Annotated in this window: 13 protein-coding genes; 5 read left to right on the top strand and 8 right to left on the bottom strand. The window is 61.4% G+C overall.

Annotation, left to right across the window (positions count from 1 at the left end):
• Positions 1–135: 135 nt before the first annotated feature.
• Positions 136–3,753, bottom strand: coding sequence for a trifunctional transcriptional regulator/proline dehydrogenase/L-glutamate gamma-semialdehyde dehydrogenase (putA, locus tag VJS46_RS11690; protein ID WP_324060235.1), 3,618 nt, complete (start codon positions 3,751–3,753; stop codon positions 136–138).
• A gap of 98 nt (positions 3,754–3,851) precedes the next feature.
• On the opposite strand from putA, the gene VJS46_RS11685 reads away from it, so the two are divergent.
• From VJS46_RS11685 to VJS46_RS11675, 3 genes are all read left to right on the top strand, one after another.
• Entirely contained in the window at positions 3,852–4,328 is a 477-nt protein-coding gene (locus VJS46_RS11685) for an Lrp/AsnC family transcriptional regulator (protein WP_324060233.1), read from the top strand.
• 82 nt (positions 4,329–4,410) lie between these two features.
• Positions 4,411–6,621, top strand: a complete 2,211-nt coding sequence (locus tag VJS46_RS11680; RefSeq protein WP_324060232.1) for a TonB-dependent receptor — start codon at positions 4,411–4,413, stop codon at positions 6,619–6,621.
• A complete protein-coding gene (locus VJS46_RS11675; RefSeq protein ID WP_324060231.1) occupies positions 6,618–7,721 on the top strand; it encodes a PepSY-associated TM helix domain-containing protein in 1,104 nt (367 codons plus the stop codon). Before VJS46_RS11680 ends, VJS46_RS11675 begins: the two co-directional genes overlap by 4 nt.
• A gap of 23 nt (positions 7,722–7,744) precedes the next feature.
• On the opposite strand, the gene VJS46_RS11670 is transcribed toward VJS46_RS11675, so the two are convergent.
• From VJS46_RS11670 to VJS46_RS11660, 3 genes are all read right to left on the bottom strand, one after another.
• Positions 7,745–7,945, bottom strand: a complete 201-nt coding sequence (locus VJS46_RS11670; protein ID WP_324060230.1) for a hypothetical protein — start codon at positions 7,943–7,945, stop codon at positions 7,745–7,747.
• Positions 7,946–8,005: 60 nt separating this feature from the next.
• Complete coding sequence (locus VJS46_RS11665; protein ID WP_324060229.1) at positions 8,006–8,212, bottom strand: cold-shock protein; 207 nt, start codon at positions 8,210–8,212, stop codon at positions 8,006–8,008.
• A 130-nt stretch (positions 8,213–8,342) separates the two neighbouring features.
• Positions 8,343–8,504 carry a hypothetical protein gene (locus VJS46_RS11660; RefSeq protein WP_324060228.1) on the bottom strand — a complete coding sequence of 54 codons (162 nt, stop codon included), beginning with the start codon at positions 8,502–8,504 and terminating at the stop codon, positions 8,343–8,345.
• A gap of 233 nt (positions 8,505–8,737) precedes the next feature.
• On the opposite strand from VJS46_RS11660, the gene VJS46_RS11655 reads away from it, so the two are divergent.
• Positions 8,738–10,492 carry a DEAD/DEAH box helicase gene (locus VJS46_RS11655; protein ID WP_324060227.1) on the top strand — a complete coding sequence of 585 codons (1,755 nt, stop codon included), beginning with the start codon at positions 8,738–8,740 and terminating at the stop codon, positions 10,490–10,492.
• Between the two features lie 119 nt (positions 10,493–10,611).
• Here VJS46_RS11655 and VJS46_RS11650 read toward each other — a convergent pair whose 3' ends face one another.
• The 3 genes from VJS46_RS11650 to VJS46_RS11640 all read right to left on the bottom strand — a co-directional run bounded on the left by VJS46_RS11650 (position 10,612) and on the right by VJS46_RS11640 (position 14,644).
• Positions 10,612–11,799 (bottom strand): hypothetical protein, encoded by a 1,188-nt coding sequence (locus VJS46_RS11650; protein ID WP_324060226.1) that lies wholly within the window; start codon positions 11,797–11,799, stop codon positions 10,612–10,614.
• Positions 11,800–12,236: 437 nt separating this feature from the next.
• On the bottom strand, positions 12,237–13,697 hold the full coding sequence (locus VJS46_RS11645; RefSeq protein WP_324060225.1) for an MOP flippase family protein: 1,461 nt from the start codon (positions 13,695–13,697) through the stop codon (positions 12,237–12,239).
• Positions 13,697–14,644 (bottom strand): sulfotransferase, encoded by a 948-nt coding sequence (locus tag VJS46_RS11640; protein ID WP_324060224.1) that lies wholly within the window; start codon positions 14,642–14,644, stop codon positions 13,697–13,699. The genes VJS46_RS11645 and VJS46_RS11640 overlap by 1 nt, the downstream gene beginning before the upstream one ends.
• 427 nt (positions 14,645–15,071) lie before the next feature.
• Between VJS46_RS11640 and VJS46_RS11635 the strand changes: the two genes are divergently transcribed.
• Positions 15,072–15,545, top strand: coding sequence for a nuclear transport factor 2 family protein (locus VJS46_RS11635; protein ID WP_324060223.1), 474 nt, complete (start codon positions 15,072–15,074; stop codon positions 15,543–15,545).
• 62 nt (positions 15,546–15,607) lie between these two features.
• Here the strand turns inward: VJS46_RS11635 and VJS46_RS11630 are convergent, their stop codons facing one another.
• Positions 15,608–17,296, bottom strand: a complete 1,689-nt coding sequence (locus tag VJS46_RS11630; RefSeq protein WP_324060222.1) for a methyl-accepting chemotaxis protein — start codon at positions 17,294–17,296, stop codon at positions 15,608–15,610.
• Between the last annotated feature and the right edge of the window lie 91 nt (positions 17,297–17,387).

The following is a 17,387-nucleotide window of genomic DNA, read 5'->3' as shown; positions in this document are numbered from 1 at the left end:
CGCAGTGAACGACGCCTGTGCCTGCAAAAGCGTGGTGAGATCGTCCTCGCCTGCGAGATATCTTTGTCGGGCCAGGCCCCGCCGCTTTCCTTGCCTCATTGCGCTCTACTGTGCCTTTTCAGGGAAGTCAGCCCTTCATCCGATCATCATCAGGCTGGCGTTACCGCCTGCAGCCGTGGTGTTGATGGACGTCGCCACTTCTTCCAGCAACAGGTTGACAGGATAGGCCAGCGATTGCTCTGTATCAGCCCGGTGGACGGGGATGACCGGTCTTTCGCTCGCGGCCAGACTTGCCAGCAGTTCCAGCACCTTGGCATCATCGCCTTCGACCAGGGCAGCGGCGGCGTTAGCCGGGTCCTGCATCGCAAACACAGCAGCAATGGAAGGACGCAAGTCTTTTGGGAGGGGCATCCCCTGGACACACCCCCGATTGCCGCTCGCAAGCACGGCCGCCATCTGCTCCAAAAGGCCATCATGCGTTTCGGGCAGCATCAATATGCTGCCGGGCGGACGCAGGGTATAGAGGTTCCGCTCACCGACCGGCCCCGGCAACTCCCTCTCTGTCCCCACTGCCGATTGCTCGCCGTAGCGCCTGGCCATGGCTGCTCCCGCAGCATCGCCTTGCGACGCGAGCCAATCAGCAAATGCCCCGAGCAGCGCGGGCGTCGATGATCTTGGCGTCTTGAGGGCTGGCGGTGTTGCAACCAGGCGCGAAAGATAGAGCGGACCACCTGCCTTCGGGCCCGTACCGGAGAGGCCGCGGCCGCCGAAGGGCTGGACGCCCACGACCGCACCAATGATGTTGCGGTTCACATAGATGTTGCCTGCCCTGATCCGCGCGGTGACGTGGGCCATCGTCTCGTCAAGCCTTGTGTGCAGGCCGAACGTCAGGCCGTAGCCCGTGCCATTGATGGCGGCGATGAGTTCATTCAGGCTTCCGCGCCGGTATCGGATGACATGGAGCACCGGCCCAAAGACTTCATGCTTCAGGTCCGCGATGCTGCCGATCTCGATGATCGTTGGCGGCACGAAGGTGCCATGGGCTGTCTCGGCCGCTAGTTCCAGTTGCTCCACCGGATGGCCAAGCGCGCGCATCGCTTTGACGTGCTGCTCGATCCCCCTTTTGGCTTCGGCCGTGATCACCGGACCGATGTCGACGGAGAGGCGGCCGGTGCGGCCGACATGCAACTCCCGGAGCGCGCCTTTCAGCATCGTCAGAATGCGGTCGGCCACCTCCTCCTGCAGGCACAGGATCCGCAGAGCCGAGCAGCGCTGGCCCGCGCTGTCGAAGGCCGATGCCATCACGTCGGCCACGACTTGCTCGGCAAGCGCCGAACTGTCGACGATCATGGCATTCTGCCCGCCGGTCTCCGCAATGAAGGGGATAGGCTTGCCCTCATGAGACAGGCGCTTGGCGAGTTGCCGTTGGATGAGGCGTGCGACCTCGGTCGAGCCGGTGAACATGACGCCCGCCACCTCCGGCGCGGCAACCAGGGCGGCGCCGATGCTCCCGTCGCCAGGAAGGAAGGTGAGAACATTGGCCGGAATGCCCGCCTCGTGAAGGATGCGGACGCCCTCCGCTGCGATCACCGGGGTTTCCTCGGCGGGCTTCGCGATGACGGGATTGCCGGCAACCAGCGCGGCGGCAATCTGCCCGGTGAAGATGGCGAGCGGAAAATTCCAGGGGCTGATACAGGCCACGGGGCCCAGCGGGCGCTGCGCGGGACCGAAACTGCGCCGCGCCTCGCCGCCATAATAGCGCAGGAAATCGATCGCCTCGCGCACCTCGGCTATCGCATTGGGCACGGACTTGCCCGCTTCCCGTACGATCAGGCCGAGCAGCACGGGCATGCGCGCCTGCAACAGGTCGGCAGCGCGATCGAGACAAGCTGCGCGCTCCTCGACTGGGGTTGCCGCCCATGCGGCGCTCGCCTCCGCCGCAACCTGCACGGCTCTGCGAGCGTCCCCTTCGGCCGCGAAGGCGACGGTGCCCACTATGTCATGATGGTCGGCGGGATTGAGCACGCTCCCGGTCTCGCGCCTGTCCTGCAGATGAGGAACGATCAGCTCCGCATGCCATGGAAGCGCCGCACTATGGGCAAGCGCTTGCGACAGGCTGGCGAGCGCATCTTCGTCGCTGAGGTCGATCCCGCTTGAGTTGCGCCTCGATCCCAGAATATCCGCAGGCAGGTTGATCGCTTCATGCCGCTGCCCCTGCTCCGGCGCGGCGCAGACGATACCAACCGGATCGGCGGTCAGTTCCTCGACCGGCACCGCCGGGTCGGCAATGCGATGGACAAAGGAGGAATTGGCCCCGTTTTCCAGTAACCTGCGCACCAGATAGGCAAGCAATGTGTCGTGTGTGCCAACGGGGGCGTAAATGCGGCAGGGACGGTCGAAATTTTGAGCTCCGACCACCTGTTCGTAGAGCGGTTCGCCCATGCCGTGCAGGCACTGGAACTCATAATCTCCGATCGCAAAATCGGGGCCCGCGAGGTGATACACCGCCGCCAGCGTCTGCGCATTATGCGTGGCGAATTGGGGGAACAGAACATCCTTGGCGGCAAGAAGCTTTCGCGCGCACGCGATATAGGCAATGTCGGTGTGAACCTTGCGCGTATAGACCGGGAAGTCGGCAAGGCCGTCCACCTGAGCACGTTTGATCTCCGCATCCCAATAGGCGCCCTTGACGAGGCGGACCATGATCCGGCGCCTGGCGCGGCGGGCAAGGTCAGCGATCCAATCGATGACGAAGGGACAGCGCTTGCCATAGGCCTGCACCACGAAGCCAAGGCCATTCCAGGCCCTCAATTCCGGGTCAAGCGCAAGGCTCTCCAGCAGGTCCAGCGATAGCTCGAGCCGGTCAGCCTCCTCCGCATCGATATTGAAACCGATGCCATAGCGCTTTGCGAGCACCGCCAGGCGCTTCACCAATGGCAGCAACTCGTCCATGACGCGGCCGGCTTGCGCCCTGCTGTAGCGGGGATGAAGTGCGGACAGCTTGATCGATATGCCTGGCCCTGCGTAAATTCCCCGGCCCTCCGCCGTGGCGCCGATGGCGTGAATGGCTTGCTCGTAATCGGCCATGTAGCGCGCTGCGTCGGCGGCAGTCATCGCCGCCTCGCCGAGCATGTCATAGCTGTAGCAAAAACCCTTTGCCTCCATCGCCCTGGCACGCTTCAGCGCTTCGCCGATGGTCTCGCCGACCACGAACTGCTCGCCGAGCAGCCGCATGGCGAGATCGACGGCCCGGCGGATCACGGGCTCGCCCGCCCGGGCAACAAGACGGGCAAGGGCGGCACCGAGACCCCGATTGTCCACGCTGCTCATCAGCTTGCCAGTAACGACCAGTCCCCACGTCGCCGCATTGACGAACAGCGGGCGGTCGCCGCCCAAATGGACGCTCCAGTCCCCGTTGGCGATCTTGTCGCGGATCAGCGCGTCACGCGTGGCGTCGTCGGGGATGCGCAGCAAAGCCTCGGCGAGGCACATCAGCGCCACCCCCTCCTGGCTGGAAAGAGCATATTCCTGAATGAGTGCCTCCGCAGGGTTGCGGCGGGGCCGGGCGCGCAAGCCCGTCACCAGCCGGCTGGCGGTTTCGCGGATGCCGGCGCGGACAGCATCGCCAAGCCTTGCGACTTCAATCAGGGGGGCGAGCGCTTGCGCTTCGTCGCGCCGATAGGCGGCGGTAATGGCTTTCCGTAGCGGTGACGGCGGGCGAATGGGCGGCGCGAATGCTGGTTGGCTGGTCATATATAGAGGATAGGCAAAATCCCTTTGCCAATCCGACTTTTCCTGGGCGTCGGACAGTCCTATAACACTGAAGTTGACAAGATTTTTAGGCGAAACATATGGAAAAATCCGCACCTAAAGGTGATCTGGACATCTTTGACCGTAAGATCATTGCCGCGCTTAGTGCAGATGGGCGAATGACCGTCACGGATCTCGCGAAAGCGGTGGGCCTTTCGAAGACGCCTTGTCAGGTAAGGCTGCGCAAGCTGATGGACATGGGCGTGATCCGGGGCTTTCGCGCGATCATCGATGCCGCGAAGATGGGCCTCGACCATGTCGCCTTTGCTGAGGTGAAGCTTTCCGACACGCGGGAACAGGCGCTGCGGGAGTTCAATGCAGCGGTGCAGCGCATCGCAGAGGTCGAGGAATGCCACATGATCGCGAGCAGCTTCGATTATCTACTGAAGGTGCGCACCACTGACATCCGGCGGTATCGCGAGGTCTTGGGCGAAAAAATCTCAAGCCTGCCGCATGTCGCGAGCACCTCTACCTTTGTCGCCATGGAAACCGTGAAGGAGAGGAGCGGCTTTCCATGATTAGGGCGCATGAATAGGACGATGATAATGACTTGCAATAGTATATCCCTTCTATTAGCCAGCCGCGAAAGAAGGGGTAAAAATGTCTGTTACGATTCGTGGTCTCCTCTCGACTACCGCTCTCCTCGTCGCGGGTACGGCTCACGCTCAACCGTCCCCTCCCGAAGCGGAAAATGGCGGTCCGATCGTCGTTACGGCAGCCCGCAGCATCCTTCCCGCAAACGCGCTGCCGCTCACGGTCGATGTCATCGTCAAGGACACTCTTGATGAGCAGCTTGCCATCGGCGGCTCCGTCGTCGATGCTGTCTCCAATCTGACGCCTTCCTTCTCCCCCACTCGCCAGAAGCTGTCCGGCGCGGGGGAAACACTGCGCGGACGCTCGCCCCTCTATGCGATCAACGGCATCCCGCAATCGACGCCCCTGCGCGACGGTGCGCGGGACGGTTTCACCATTGACGGCTTTTTCATCGACCGGGTTGAGCTGATCTATGGCTCAAACGCGCTGCAGGGGATTGGCGGCACCGGCGGCATCGTGAACCAGGTCACCGTCGGAGCGCCGAAGGAGGAAGGCCTCAGTGGCCGGGCGCTGCTGCAGGGCACGACGGATAACAATTTCCACTCCGATGGCATTGGCTGGAAGACGGGCGGCCTGTTCCAATACAAAGCGGGCGACTTCGACGCCACGATCGGCGGCACCTATGAGAAGCGCGGGGTGTTCTATGACGGGCAGGACCGCCGCGTCGGTCTCAACCTGACGCAGGGCGAGACGCAGGATTCGCAGACGACCAATTTCTTCGCCCGGCTGGGCTATGCCACCTCCGCCACCGGCCGAATCGACCTTATCGCCAGCCGCTTCGAATTGAAGGGCGATGGGGATTTTGTCGCGGTTCCCGGCAACCGCACGACCGGCCTGCCGACCAGCGCTGAGCGCGGGGATCCTCCAGGCAAGCCAGCGGCGAACCGGACTGAGAGCGCCGCGCTGTCCTATACCGACAGCGGCCTCTGGGGCGGCAATTTTGTCAGCCAGATATTCTTCAACCGCTCGCGCGATACCTTCGGCGGGGAGATCGCGCCGATCGCATCTTTCCAGGACCCCGCAATCGCCCCCGTGAACACGCTGTTCGACCAGTCACAGAACCGCTCACGCAAGCTGGGCGCCAAGTTCAGCTATGAGCGTGCGATGCCCGGTTTCGAGGCGCTGACCGCAACGCTCGGCTTTGATGCTCTGTGGGACAAGACCGAGCAGCGCCTGATCGCCACTAACCGGACATGGGTGCCGCCGACCGAATTCCGCAGCCTTGCGCCCTTCGCACAGGCCAATCTCAAACTGTTCGACGGCTTGGTGCGTGTCGCCGGAGGCGCACGCTGGGAGAATGTGCAGATCAAGATCGACGACTTCCACACGCTGGCGTCAACGACCTTCGTTGCCTGTCCGGCTGGTCAGCCAGCCACAACGCCTTGCGGACCTTCGACCTATGGGGGCGTCGCGGTCACTGGCGGGAAGCCCAAATTCGATGACGTGCTGCTGAACGGCGGCGTTGTCGTAGAGCCGTGGGAAGGCATCCGCGCCTATGCCAGCTACGCCGAGGGCTTCACCGCGCCCGATGTCGGCCGCATCACGCGCTCTATCAGGGAACCCAATGCCGACATCGACACCTTCCTCGCCATCGAGCCGATTGTCTCGAACAACCGTGAGATCGGCGTTGAAGTGAAGCGCGGGCCGCTCGATGCCTCAGCCACCTATTTCTGGTCCTCGAGCGACAAGGGCCAGCTCCTTGTGCCAGGCATTGGCCGCAATTTCGACGTCCAGCGCCAGCGCATCGAGATAGAGGGGCTGGAGGTCAACCTGCGCACGGCAACGCCCATCGAGGACCTGAAGCTCAGCGTCGGTTATGCCCATATAAGCGGTCGCTTCGATAGCGACGCCGATGACATAGTCGACACCGACCTCGACGGCGTTAACATTTCGCCGGACAGGGTCAACCTTTCGGCCATCTACAATCGCGGTCCGATCTCGGCGATCGTGCAAACGCAATTCTTTCTCTCACGCACCTTCCATGCTGACCAGAACAAGACGCAGCCTGACCAACGCAACAATTTCGGCGGCTACTCCTTGACCGACGCCAGCGTTCGCTACCAGACCGGTTTGGGCGGAGTGAGGCTGAGCGTGCAGAACCTGTTCGACAAATTCTACATCGACTATAGCAGCGACACCCGCCTGCCGAACGACAACCTCGCCTTTTTTGCGGGACGCGGCCGTACCTTCACGCTGAGCTGGGACTATAGCTTTTGAAGACGCTTGACCTTTTGCACCGCTGGATTGGCGGCCTCGTCGGCCTCGTTCTCGCGGTGTTGGGGATTTCCGGCGCATTGCTGGTGCACAAGGACGCCTGGATACTGCTGCCGCATACGTCCGATGCCCAGGTGCAGGCAACTGGAGCCATTGCCGGGACGGTCGAACGGATCATGGCAGATCCCGAAGTCCAGCCTGACATGATCATGTTCGCGACCCGCGATTTCGGCCTCAATCGCCTCAGCTTCGCCAACGGTTCGGGCGCCTATACCAGCCAAGCGGGCGACATAGTTGCTCGCTGGGACAGTCAGTGGCAAAGACCCGAACTCTGGCTGTTCGACCTGCACCACCATTTGTTCGCGGGCGATGCTGGCGAGACGGTCGGCGGGATCGCGGCGCTTGCGGGCCTGTTCTTCATAGTTTCGGGCATCCTATTGTGGTGGCGTACGCGCAAGACATTTGAATTTCGGCTGTTGCCCAAGCGGCTCAGCCGGCCCGCCATCCTGCGTCATCATCGTGACCTGGGCATCGTCGCCGCGCCGCTGCTGTTTGTCGCTTTGCTGACCGGCGCCATATTGATCTTCCGTCCGGTCGCGGCGCTGATACTTGGCCCTTCGGCGCCTGCCTTGATCGAGGCCAGCCTGAAAGCGCCCGAACCGCTTTCGGTGGCAATGGCGGCGCAGCATGACTGGCACTCCATGTTAAGCACGGCGCGGGCCCGCTTTCCGGAGGCGGAGATAAGGAGCCTTTCACTCTCGCGGAATGGGGACGGTCTCATCGCGCTGCGGATGAAAAAGTCCGAGGAATGGCTTCCCAATGGACGGACGACATTGTGGTTCGCAGCGGACAGCGGCCGCCTCATCGCCGTCAGGGATGCGTCACGCCTGCCGGGAACGGTGAAGGTCTACAATATGCTCTACCCGCTTCACGCAGCGAAGGTAGGCGGCCTCAGCTATCGCGTTGCAATGACCATAGCCGGATTGGCCCTTGGGCTACTGGGCGCTTTCACGTCATGGTCCTTCTGGTTTGGGCGCAGACGCTTGAAGGCGTCAGGCATCGGAATCAAGTTGCAGGGATCGCCGCTCCCCCGAGTCGATTGACAAGCGACGCGCCCGGGCTCCGCCTATTCGCCGGATCTGACGAACGTAGCTACGGCTTCCCGCGATTGGCGGGCGCGCTGGACCTTTCGCGCTCGATCCGCCATCTCTTCCCAAGCCTTCAGCGAACGAAGACAAGTGTCGCGGACATTTTCCAGCGTAGCCGCATCGGCCTGCTCCCGCGCCTCGCGAGCGCGTTCAAGGCAATATGCCAGATTAAGGCTCATGAAATGCCCCTGCCGACATGGGGCACGAAGGCGCATGGCATCCGCGCCCCAATAGCTGCATCAAGCCAGCGAAAGGTTCACGGCGGCCATCTTGCCCCGTTTGTCCTGCTGAAGCTCGTAGGACACCCGCTGATCCTTTTCGAGAGTGCGCAGCCCTGCGGCCTCCACTGCGGTGATGTGAACGAAGGCGTCGTTTCCTGAACCCTCGGGCGCGATGAAGCCGTAGCCCTTGTCGGCATTGAAGAATTTTACGGTGCCAATCGGCATAATCAGTTCCTTGTAGTCACACATGCCCAAGGGCGTGCGTCGATAGAAAGCCGGAAGTTCGAAACACCCACATACCGTCCGGCTTCAGCCGGCAGATGGGAATCGGATGGCCGATGGACGCCTTCAGCCGCTAGAGCGAAGCTACGCCCATTTCCCTGCGATGATCGGCGATCTTGCGGCCATAAGCGCGGGCAAGCGCCTGATGGGCAAGCCGCGCTTCGGTGGACGACGCCGCCTGTGCGAAGAGAAGCTCCTGCTGTTGGCGGTGGAGAAGATGATTGAGGTCCGGCAAGGCGCGGCTCCTTTGAAAGCAAGCGGGAGCGCACACGGTCTCTCAGTCTGGACGAATGCTTGCGGCAAATTTCGTCCGATGGCGCAGGCCATAGCATGATTATGCAGATGCGTCGCGGACATTATTGAATCACTGCCCTTGTGCTCCAGGGGAGAGAGGTCTAACGGCCCTCCAATGCGGGCTTTAGCCCGTCCCCGGACGGGCTTCAGTCCGATCACCTCGCAAGAGAGACAATGACCTTTCAAACCCATTCCGCGCTTCTTTCCGAAGCGCTCGCCGCACGCGGCTATGCCGCGCCCACCCCTGTGCAAGCCGCCGTTCTCGAAGCGGAGGCAGCCGGACGGGACCTGATCGTCTCGGCTCAGACCGGTTCCGGCAAAACAGTCGCCTTCGGACTCGCCATGGCACCGCAATTGCTGGACGAGGCAGGCACCCTTCGTCCTGCCGAGGCACCGCTGGCGCTCATCATCGCGCCGACCCGCGAACTGGCGTTGCAGGTAAGCCGGGAGCTGGCATGGCTCTATGGCGGCACCCGTGCACGGGTCGTGACCTGCGTCGGCGGCATGGACGCAGCAAAGGAACGGCGGGCGCTGGCCCATGGCGCGCACATCGTTGTCGGCACGCCCGGCCGCCTGCGTGACCATCTGGAACGCGGCGCGCTTGACCTCCATGCGCTTTCGGTCGCCGTGCTCGACGAAGCCGACGAAATGCTCGACATGGGCTTTCGCGAAGACCTGGAGGAAATTCTCGACGCAACCCCCGAAGACCGGCGAACGCTTCTCTTCTCCGCGACGATGCCCAAGCCCATCGTCGCCCTCGCCCGCCGCTATCAGCGCGATGCCCTCCGCATCTCGACGGTCGAAGCGGATCGGGGCCATGGCGATATCCATTACCAGGCAATGGCGATCGCGCCCGCCGACATAGAACACGCCGTCGTCAACCTTCTCCGCTTTCATGAGGCAGAAACGGCCATGCTGTTCTGCGCGACGCGCGACAATGTCCGGCATCTCCATGCCAGCCTGACCGAACGGGGCTTTGCCGTCGTCGCCTTGTCGGGCGAGCATAGCCAGAATGAGCGCAACCACGCGCTTCAGGCATTGCGCGACCGGCGGGCACGAGTGTGCGTCGCGACGGACGTGGCGGCGCGCGGGATCGACCTGCCAAGCCTGTCGCTTGTCGTCCATGTCGAGATCCCCCGCGACGCGGAAACCCTGCAGCATCGCTCGGGCCGCACCGGCCGCGCGGGCAAGAAGGGAACCGCGATCCTGCTGGTGCCTTTCCCTCGTCGCAAGCGGGTGGAATCCATGTTGCGTGGCGCGCGCATTCCGGCGGAGTGGACCGCACCCCCATCCGCCGCCGATATTCGCAGAGCGGACAGCGAGCGGCTTCTGGCAACGCTACTGGCGCCGGTAGAGGCCGATGACGAGGACCGGGCGCTCGCCGTCCGCCTGCTGGGCGAACGCAGCCCTGAGGACATCGCCGCCGCTCTCGTCCATGCCCATCGCGCGCGCATGCCGGAGCCCGAGGAACTGCTGGCGAGCGAACCCTCTCAAGAGCCGCGCGGCCCGCGCGCTGGCTTTGAAGGCAGCGCCTGGTTCCGCATGAATGTCGGCCGTAACCAGAATGCCGACCCCCGCTGGGTACTGCCGCTGCTTTGCCGGCGCGGCCATGTCAGCCGTGCCGACATTGGCGCGATCCGTATTGCTGCCAATGAAACAATATTCGAGGTGGCAGCTACGGCCGCCGCTCGCTTCCTGACGGCGGTGCGGCGCACCGAGGGCGAGGACGACGGTGTGCTTATCCTTCCTGTGGATGGCAAACCGCGGGACCAAGCACGGCGCAACCGCCAGGACAATGTGAGAGGCAAGCCCCACGCTCCGGGGCCTCGCCGCGGCAAAGCCGGACCTGCGGGGGAAGGCAAAAAAGGCTTTGGAAGAAAAAAGCCTGGGAAAAAGGGCGACCGGCAGCAGCGCACGGATCCGATGTAACCCCGGCAGCACCTCGGCTGCACCTTTGGTGCCGCGCCAGACGACCAGCACGGTGGCAATCCAGGTGGACTTCGCACCGGAACCGAAATAACGCCCGAATTAAGCTGATCCTCTGAACATCATGCAAGCAGCGTCGCCGTTTCGAGAAGCGTATCCTCACGAACAGACAATCTAAGGCCGATCATGCACAGTGCTGATTGAAGAACCCGCTGCATTGCCGATTGCAACTGGCGCTTGCTCTTTCTCGCCATGGCTCTCATCTTTGTCCCGAAGCTTACCGGATTGACGGGGAACTTAAGCAGATTTTTGTCAAAGCCCCGGATGATGTCATGCTGCAGAGATCCTGTGTATCTCTCCTCCGCCTCTGGAGCCATCAAGGCAGCAAAAAAGCGCTCGCAATTTACGGGCTGAACTGAATTTCCAGCCAGGACGTCCAGCCCCTGTTCCAATGCGGAGAGCCACCCGCCCAACCGCTGATCAAGATAGAAGCTGTCGGTAAGATCCAGCCCGTCCCGGTGGCTCCGGCGCCAGGCGAGCCACTGGTCCAGGAACCCCGCCATATCCCCTTTGGCTTCAGAACCGAATTTGGACAGTAGCTGCTCCCCAGTTGCACCCGCAAGTTCGAGCTCACCCAGTCGGCGCCGATAGAAGCGCCGTCCAACTTCAAAACATCCACCCCGAACGAGAGCGGTATCTTTTTCCAGGAAACCGTAGCTGTTCCCAGGAATCAGATAGATTCCATCGGCGCCCTCCGAGGAATCTGCAGTGTGGATCCGGAGCGCGGCCATTGCCCTTTCATCAGGCTTGTCCATCCGCACGACCTTGTGAGGAATCCCGGCATAGCGGCACAGATCCGCTGGAATTCGCAGATCGCCAGGATCCACGCCCGGAAAGCGTTGCGTAATGGCCTCGAACTTGACGTCAGCGGCCAGCAAAGCCCCAAAGAGCGTGCGGGAATCCAGGCCGGCGGTGAGCGCCAGGTAAACCTTGCCATGCGATTCCTCGACCTGGCGCAAGACGTGGATAAGGCCTGAGCTCAAAATATGCGCCGCCTGTTCCACAGAGGCAGATGGGATCACGTCTCGCGGAAAGAACTCGACGGCCAAATGGGGAATCTCCAACATCTGATCCCGCATGAGCCGGGCGACTCCCGCTACCCTGCTGCCGGGGGTTGGAATCCAATTGAGGCCGATCTTCCATTTCAGCTCAATCGGAAGATGGTCTGCCTCCGCGAGGTGCGCGGCCAAAGCCGGGCTCGATGTGACAAAAGGCCGAAGCGCGTCTCCGCCATAATATAAGGACATCAAGCCAGCGGCGTCTGTTTGCACATAAGGCCAGTTCAAGATCGCGAAGCGCCCGGCAAGATCGCAGCGTTCCATACTTTGCGGGACGCTTGAGAAGCATCGTCCCAGTATAGTGGTTTCCCCGGTCCCGTTTCTGATCCGCTGGATGGACAGATCAGTCTGGTAGGAGAGGATGAACCCGTCGGGCAGATCGAGACAGCGCCAATCAGGGCCGAATTCGTATCGGGAGCGGGCAATGCAAAATTGCCGCCTGTGTAGCACGATGCTCAACCTAGCCTCTCCAAACCGCCTTCAATACTGATGGACAGTTGATGCTGCCCTGTTACGTTGAAACAGTTGATGGCGAAGCTAGTGTTACGTTCAAAGGGAAATTAGGTATATTATTTCGTACGAATACAATGCTTTCGTATAGTCATCCACTAGACGGAAATTTGCTTTACTCAGCCGCGTGCCCGCAGGAATTCGACGACTTCGCTGGTATGCTGGCGCTGTATCAGCAGGGATGCTGCAGCGTAAATCGTTCCTCCCAGCGCCACCATTATGAACATTCTTGTCCAGAGCGAGCCCCAAGTCACCTCCTGGATGGCAAGCATGACGGCCAGCATCATCAGGCATGCCGCCAATACGGGGCGCCCGACATCACTCAGGAATGACCCGTCGAAACGCCCCAGCAACCGACGCGGGAAGAGCAGATAGCCAAGAACGAAAAGACACGCATGTATGGCGGCCAGCGTTGCGCTCACCACCACGAGCGAACCCGTGAATTTCGACACCACAATGATGGTGAGCGGCACCACGCAGAGCAACACCAGGCCCCAGTAAAATGGCCATTTGTACTTTTCCTTCGCCAGGATAAGGCCAATGTTGATGTTGGAGGCCGAACGGAACAAGGCCACAATGGTCAGCACCTGCACCACCGGAACGACCGGTTGCCAGCGAGGGCCGAGCAGCGCCGGCACCAGCAGGGGCGCGACTACCGCCAGTCCGAGCAACAGCGGTGCATTGACCGAGACCAGCAGGCGCAGCCCCTTGCGATATCCCTTGAGCAGCTTGTCATTATCATTCTTCACCTTGGCAAAGATCGGGAAGGACACCTGGGTGAGAATGGGGTTGATGCGCTGAAAGGGCTGCATCGCCAGATTGAAGGCGAGATTGTAATAGCCCAGCGCCGCCGGCCCCAGAAAAGCTCCGATCGAAAGCTGATCCACCCGGGAATTGAGGGCATAGATCAGCGAGGCTCCAACCCTGTAGGCGCCAAAGTGCAATAATTCAGTGATCTCCGACAGCGCTCCCCAACGGCCAGGAAGCCAGCGCTGCTGAATGGCAATTCCCCACAAGAGCAGGTTCATTCCAAGCTGCGCGGCGAGGTTCGCGAAAATCAGCGCCCACGCACCATATCCGGTGACCGCCAGCCAGACCGCGACTACCAGCCCCACTAGTTGGGTGGCGGTCCGAAAGAGAGCGAGCTGACGCAGCATCATTTCACGGCGCATGAGCGCATCGAACTGCACCACCAGGGCGCCGGACAACAATATCAATCCCATGACGCGCGCCATGCCGGTAAGGTCGACCGTAGTGAACAGGCCGCCGAACCAGGGGGCCAGGAGGAAGAGCAAGGCGTAAATCGCCACACCTACAGCCACATTGACCCAATATAGCGTCGAAAGCTGCCGGCGAGTGGCTTCGGACTTGACCACAAGGACGTCGGAAAAACCGACCCTTACAAACACATTGCAGATTTCCAGAATGACCAGCAGCAACGCGACAGCGCCAAAGTCCGACGGCTTGAGGTAGCGAGCCAGTACGGAGATCTGAACGACACTGATCAGCGCGGTGGCGATGGAGGCGAAAGTCGTCCATTTCGCGCCGCTGGCGGCCTGGCGCGTCAGACTGGCCGCCATCAGCCGCGCCTCGCCTTCGTGACTGGCTCCACCGCCATCTCAGCCGGGCCTCGATTGCCGGGGGCCGTCAGGGGTGGGAAGAAGTTCCAAGGATCGCCTTTTACACCCATATATTCGTAGAGCGCCCTGACCTCTGGAGCCAGTTGTTCGCGGATCTCATGCATCTCGCTGGCGGTGAGATCCGTATGATCGAACTCCGGGTTAGGCAAGCGGTTCACCAGCGCCCGCAATCCGAGCCGCAGGCGGGAAGGAATCATATCCTTTACCTTGGACGGCACAAGACGGCCGAAGCGTTTGCTCCAGGGATGATAGATGGCCTTTCCCGCACGGCTATTCTGCTTCCCGGCATGAAGCTCCATCGGAACGTCGGCGCGAACTCCAAGGAATAGGAGCACCTCGCGGACCGTCCCCGGAACGTCGGCAATGAATTTCTCGAACAGAATGACCTTGATGGCCTCATCCGCAAAATAGGTGCGGAACTTGCTCAAATTGGTCCAGTAGCGGCACCCGCCCAGAAATGTGGGATATGTGAACACCGCCTCGCGATAGGCACGCGGCATTTTCATCGGGAACAGCTTTTCCTCCGCCCAATGACCGGTGCAGAGCGTCTGTGCCCAGACGGACTTGAACCGGGCGAAAGGCTCGCGGACCAGATAGATGATCCTGGCGTCCGGAGAGAGGCGGTGAATATCGCGGGCCACATTCGGAAACGCCAGCGTTTCGGAATAGGCCGGGCTCGATTCGCCACGCCACATATGACCGGCCCCTTCGTGGAACATGGCCAGATAGTCCTCCAGATAATCTGCATGATCGGGACGAATGAAATAGCAGGGTTCCTTTTTTCGCGACATGAAGATGTTGGGGTGCTGGCCCAGCAGATCGTGAAAATATGTGGTGCCGCACTTTGACGCGCCAATGACAAACAAGTTCGGCACCGGGGCGCTCATCCTATCCTCCGTTTTGTTCGGCCGGATAATCTTGGTGAGCACATGGCGGAAAATTTCAGGCAAACCATAGGCTTATCCGGAAGCATTCCCCCAAAGTCACCGTAAAACGCCCTAAGCATCTAATTTATCCCGGAAAATGTGGGTAAGCCAGAATGGTTTGGGATGCAGGTCCCGCGAAATCCGCTCGCCACCCATATTGAAGATTTTCTGTCTATATTGACATTTTCAGTTCATCTTGAGATTTCTTGGCGGGGCACCGTTATCCCTACAGCATGGCGACAGAGGATCCCGCCCGAAGGCGCCCGTCAGAGAGGATTGCAGACACGTTGTGTAATGCACGCCATCGGCATCCGAGGGATAGCATGGGCCCCGGCATACAGCCGGAAGACGAAAGACCGCTGCATCAATAACAATAGAGGAGATAGGCATGAGTTCTGACCGCAATTTGGCCGAAACCGCCGCAAGGGCGTGGATTGAACGCTTCAACCGGGACGACGCCGCCGCATTCGCGGACCTGTACGCTGCTGATGGCGTCTATATCGACCTCGCTTTCGGCATAGAGCGGCAGGGCAAGGAATTCGTCGCCCTTCTTCACCAAAGGTGGCGCGGTGCAGTGTCGGCATTCAACATGGAGGCGGAACGGGTGCTCGTGGACGGCCCGGTTGCGGTCGTCCAGTACAAGGCGCAAGGCCGCTTTGACGGCTCGCCACTGGGCACGGCCGAACGGCCCCTTTTGCCGACGATGAAGAGCTTCAATGCACGCGGCGTCGTGGTGGTGGAAGTGAATCAGGACGGGCTGATAACCTCGACCTCCGATTATTATGATCGGCTGATCATGCCGAACGGAGAGGAACCGCTAATCCGGTCCGACTCCGTCCTCCCGCCACCTGGCTCGCGTTGAGGTCCGATGCGGGTGCCGTGGAAACGGCACCCGCGGACGAGCAGATTAGCCGTGGCACGTCGTCATGCGGCCTTTCTCACCTCCCCGGCCAATCGGGTAAATTCCAGGCTCAGCGTTTCCGCTTTGCCCGCAATATCGGCCGCCGTGAAAAGCAAGCCGTCGGCGGCGGTGCGGACCTGGTGCGCCTGTTCGGTGAGGTCCGCCATGCCGACCGCGGCATCGCGGCTGCCCTGACGAACAAAGGCCAGTGCCCCTACGATTTCCTGGCTGGAGCGGCTCTGCGTTTCCACGGCTTCTCCGATGAGATCGGCATTGCGGTCCAGCCCGCTCGCCATTTCCTCGACCAGCGCCACACTTCCAAGCACTTCGCCTGATGTTTCGGCGATCCGCGCCAGCCGGGCCTCGATCGTACCCGCCACGGTCTGCGTCTGCCGGGCAAGTTCCTTCACCTCCAGGGCGACAACCGCAAATCCCTTGCCCGCCTCACCGGCCTTGTTCGCTTCTATGGCGGCGTTCAACGCCAGCATATTCGTCTGCCGCGCAATTCCGGTTATGAGGTCCAGTGATCCGTGAATGTCCTCCACCAGTTCCTCAAGCGCATGCGCGCGGCTGCGGTTCTGACGGCTTTGCGCGTGAACATTGTTGCTCTGCTCGCGCGCTGACCGGGTGCTGTCCTCCACATTGCGGATCATCTGCAGCAGCGTGGAACTTGCCTCTTCGATCTGGGTCATGGAGATGGCGATCTCCTCGACATTGCTGGCCGCTGTTTCGGCCTGCAGCTCAGACCGCGTCGCAGCGTCGGACATGCCGCGCGCCATATCGCGCATCGTCGCGGAAGCCGCGGCGAGACCCGCAACCAGATCGGACAGGCCACGCTCAAATTCAGCGAACAGGCGGTCGAGAGTGGCCGCTCGCTGCTTTGCCGCCTCGGTGGCGGCCTTTTCCAGCATTCGCAGTTCCCGCTGCGCCCGATGCTTATCCTCCAGCAATGCCGTCGCTTCCGCCGAACGGGTACGGGAAAGCTGGATGGCACGAGCAATATCGCCGATTTCATCCTGCCGTTCCTGGTAGGGCACCACCGTGGCCAGGCCATTCGCCACCTCTTCGGCAGTGAAGCTCGCAATGCTGATCATTGGCTCTACGATTTCGCGGGACGCGGTCTTCAGGACAGCCCAGCCAATGCCAATGCCCGCCAGGAAGACAAAAGTAATGATCAGCATCGTAACCGACGTCAGGAGCCGGAGCTGGGCCCGCTCCTCCCGGCCAAGCTGCCGCAATCCCTGGCTATAGCTATGGCCAGCCGCAAGTAGCGGATCAACGCCGCTGTAAAGGCGGCCGGCCATCAGGAACTCAAGGCCGTCCGTGTCTCTGGCTTCCAGACGCTTGCCCAGTTCTTCAAGAACCGAGTCGGCTTCCTCCCGCTGGTCAAGCAGGTAGAGGAGCTCTATCCCTCCCGCCTGCCGCGGAGCATGGGTTTGCAGCGCCTCCCAGCCGACACTGATATTATGTTTTACGTTTTGAAGCGCGCTTTCGCCGCCCGGCATCGTGAGATTGCCGCTCCGCACCTTGTTGGCGATGCCCAAGGCCTCCTCATAGCCGCTGATGACATTTTGAAGATCGCTCACAGGACCCAGCCGGTTGTCGACCAACCTCGCGAGACCCGCCTGGCCGACGACCAATCCCGCAATGACGGCAAGAGAGAGGATCAGCAGCAGCCCGCACAGCAGGGCGACAGCCAGACGGACTCGCACGGCCAGAGAGCGCCTTTCGCCTGGCCGTACATGAAAATTTCTTGCGACCGCGGTTATTGCCCGGAGATACATTCTTGCCCCCTTTTCGCGG

Origin of the sequence: Rhizorhapis sp. (genome assembly GCF_035276005.1) — a bacterium.
Taxonomy (GTDB): Bacteria; Pseudomonadota; Alphaproteobacteria; order Sphingomonadales; family Sphingomonadaceae; genus Rhizorhapis.
This window is presented reverse-complemented; position numbering and strand designations above follow the sequence as displayed.

Bases quoted from the DNA above. Each gene is read 5' to 3' on its own strand.
- VJS46_RS11670 (WP_324060230.1), bottom strand. From the start codon at position 7,945: ATGAGCCTTAATCTGGCATATTGCCTTGAACGCGCTCGCGAGGCGCGG.
- VJS46_RS11655 (WP_324060227.1), top strand. From the start codon at position 8,738: ATGACCTTTCAAACCCATTCCGCGCTTCTTTCCGAAGCGCTCGCCGCA.
- VJS46_RS11680 (WP_324060232.1), top strand. From the start codon at position 4,411: ATGTCTGTTACGATTCGTGGTCTCCTCTCGACTACCGCTCTCCTCGTC.
- VJS46_RS11665 (WP_324060229.1), bottom strand. From the start codon at position 8,212: ATGCCGATTGGCACCGTAAAATTCTTCAATGCCGACAAGGGCTACGGC.
- VJS46_RS11640 (WP_324060224.1), bottom strand. From the start codon at position 14,644: ATGAGCGCCCCGGTGCCGAACTTGTTTGTCATTGGCGCGTCAAAGTGC.
- VJS46_RS11645 (WP_324060225.1), bottom strand. From the start codon at position 13,697: ATGGCGGCCAGTCTGACGCGCCAGGCCGCCAGCGGCGCGAAATGGACG.
- putA (WP_324060235.1), bottom strand. From the start codon at position 3,753: ATGACCAGCCAACCAGCATTCGCGCCGCCCATTCGCCCGCCGTCACCG.
- VJS46_RS11635 (WP_324060223.1), top strand. From the start codon at position 15,072: ATGAGTTCTGACCGCAATTTGGCCGAAACCGCCGCAAGGGCGTGGATT.
- VJS46_RS11685 (WP_324060233.1), top strand. From the start codon at position 3,852: ATGGAAAAATCCGCACCTAAAGGTGATCTGGACATCTTTGACCGTAAG.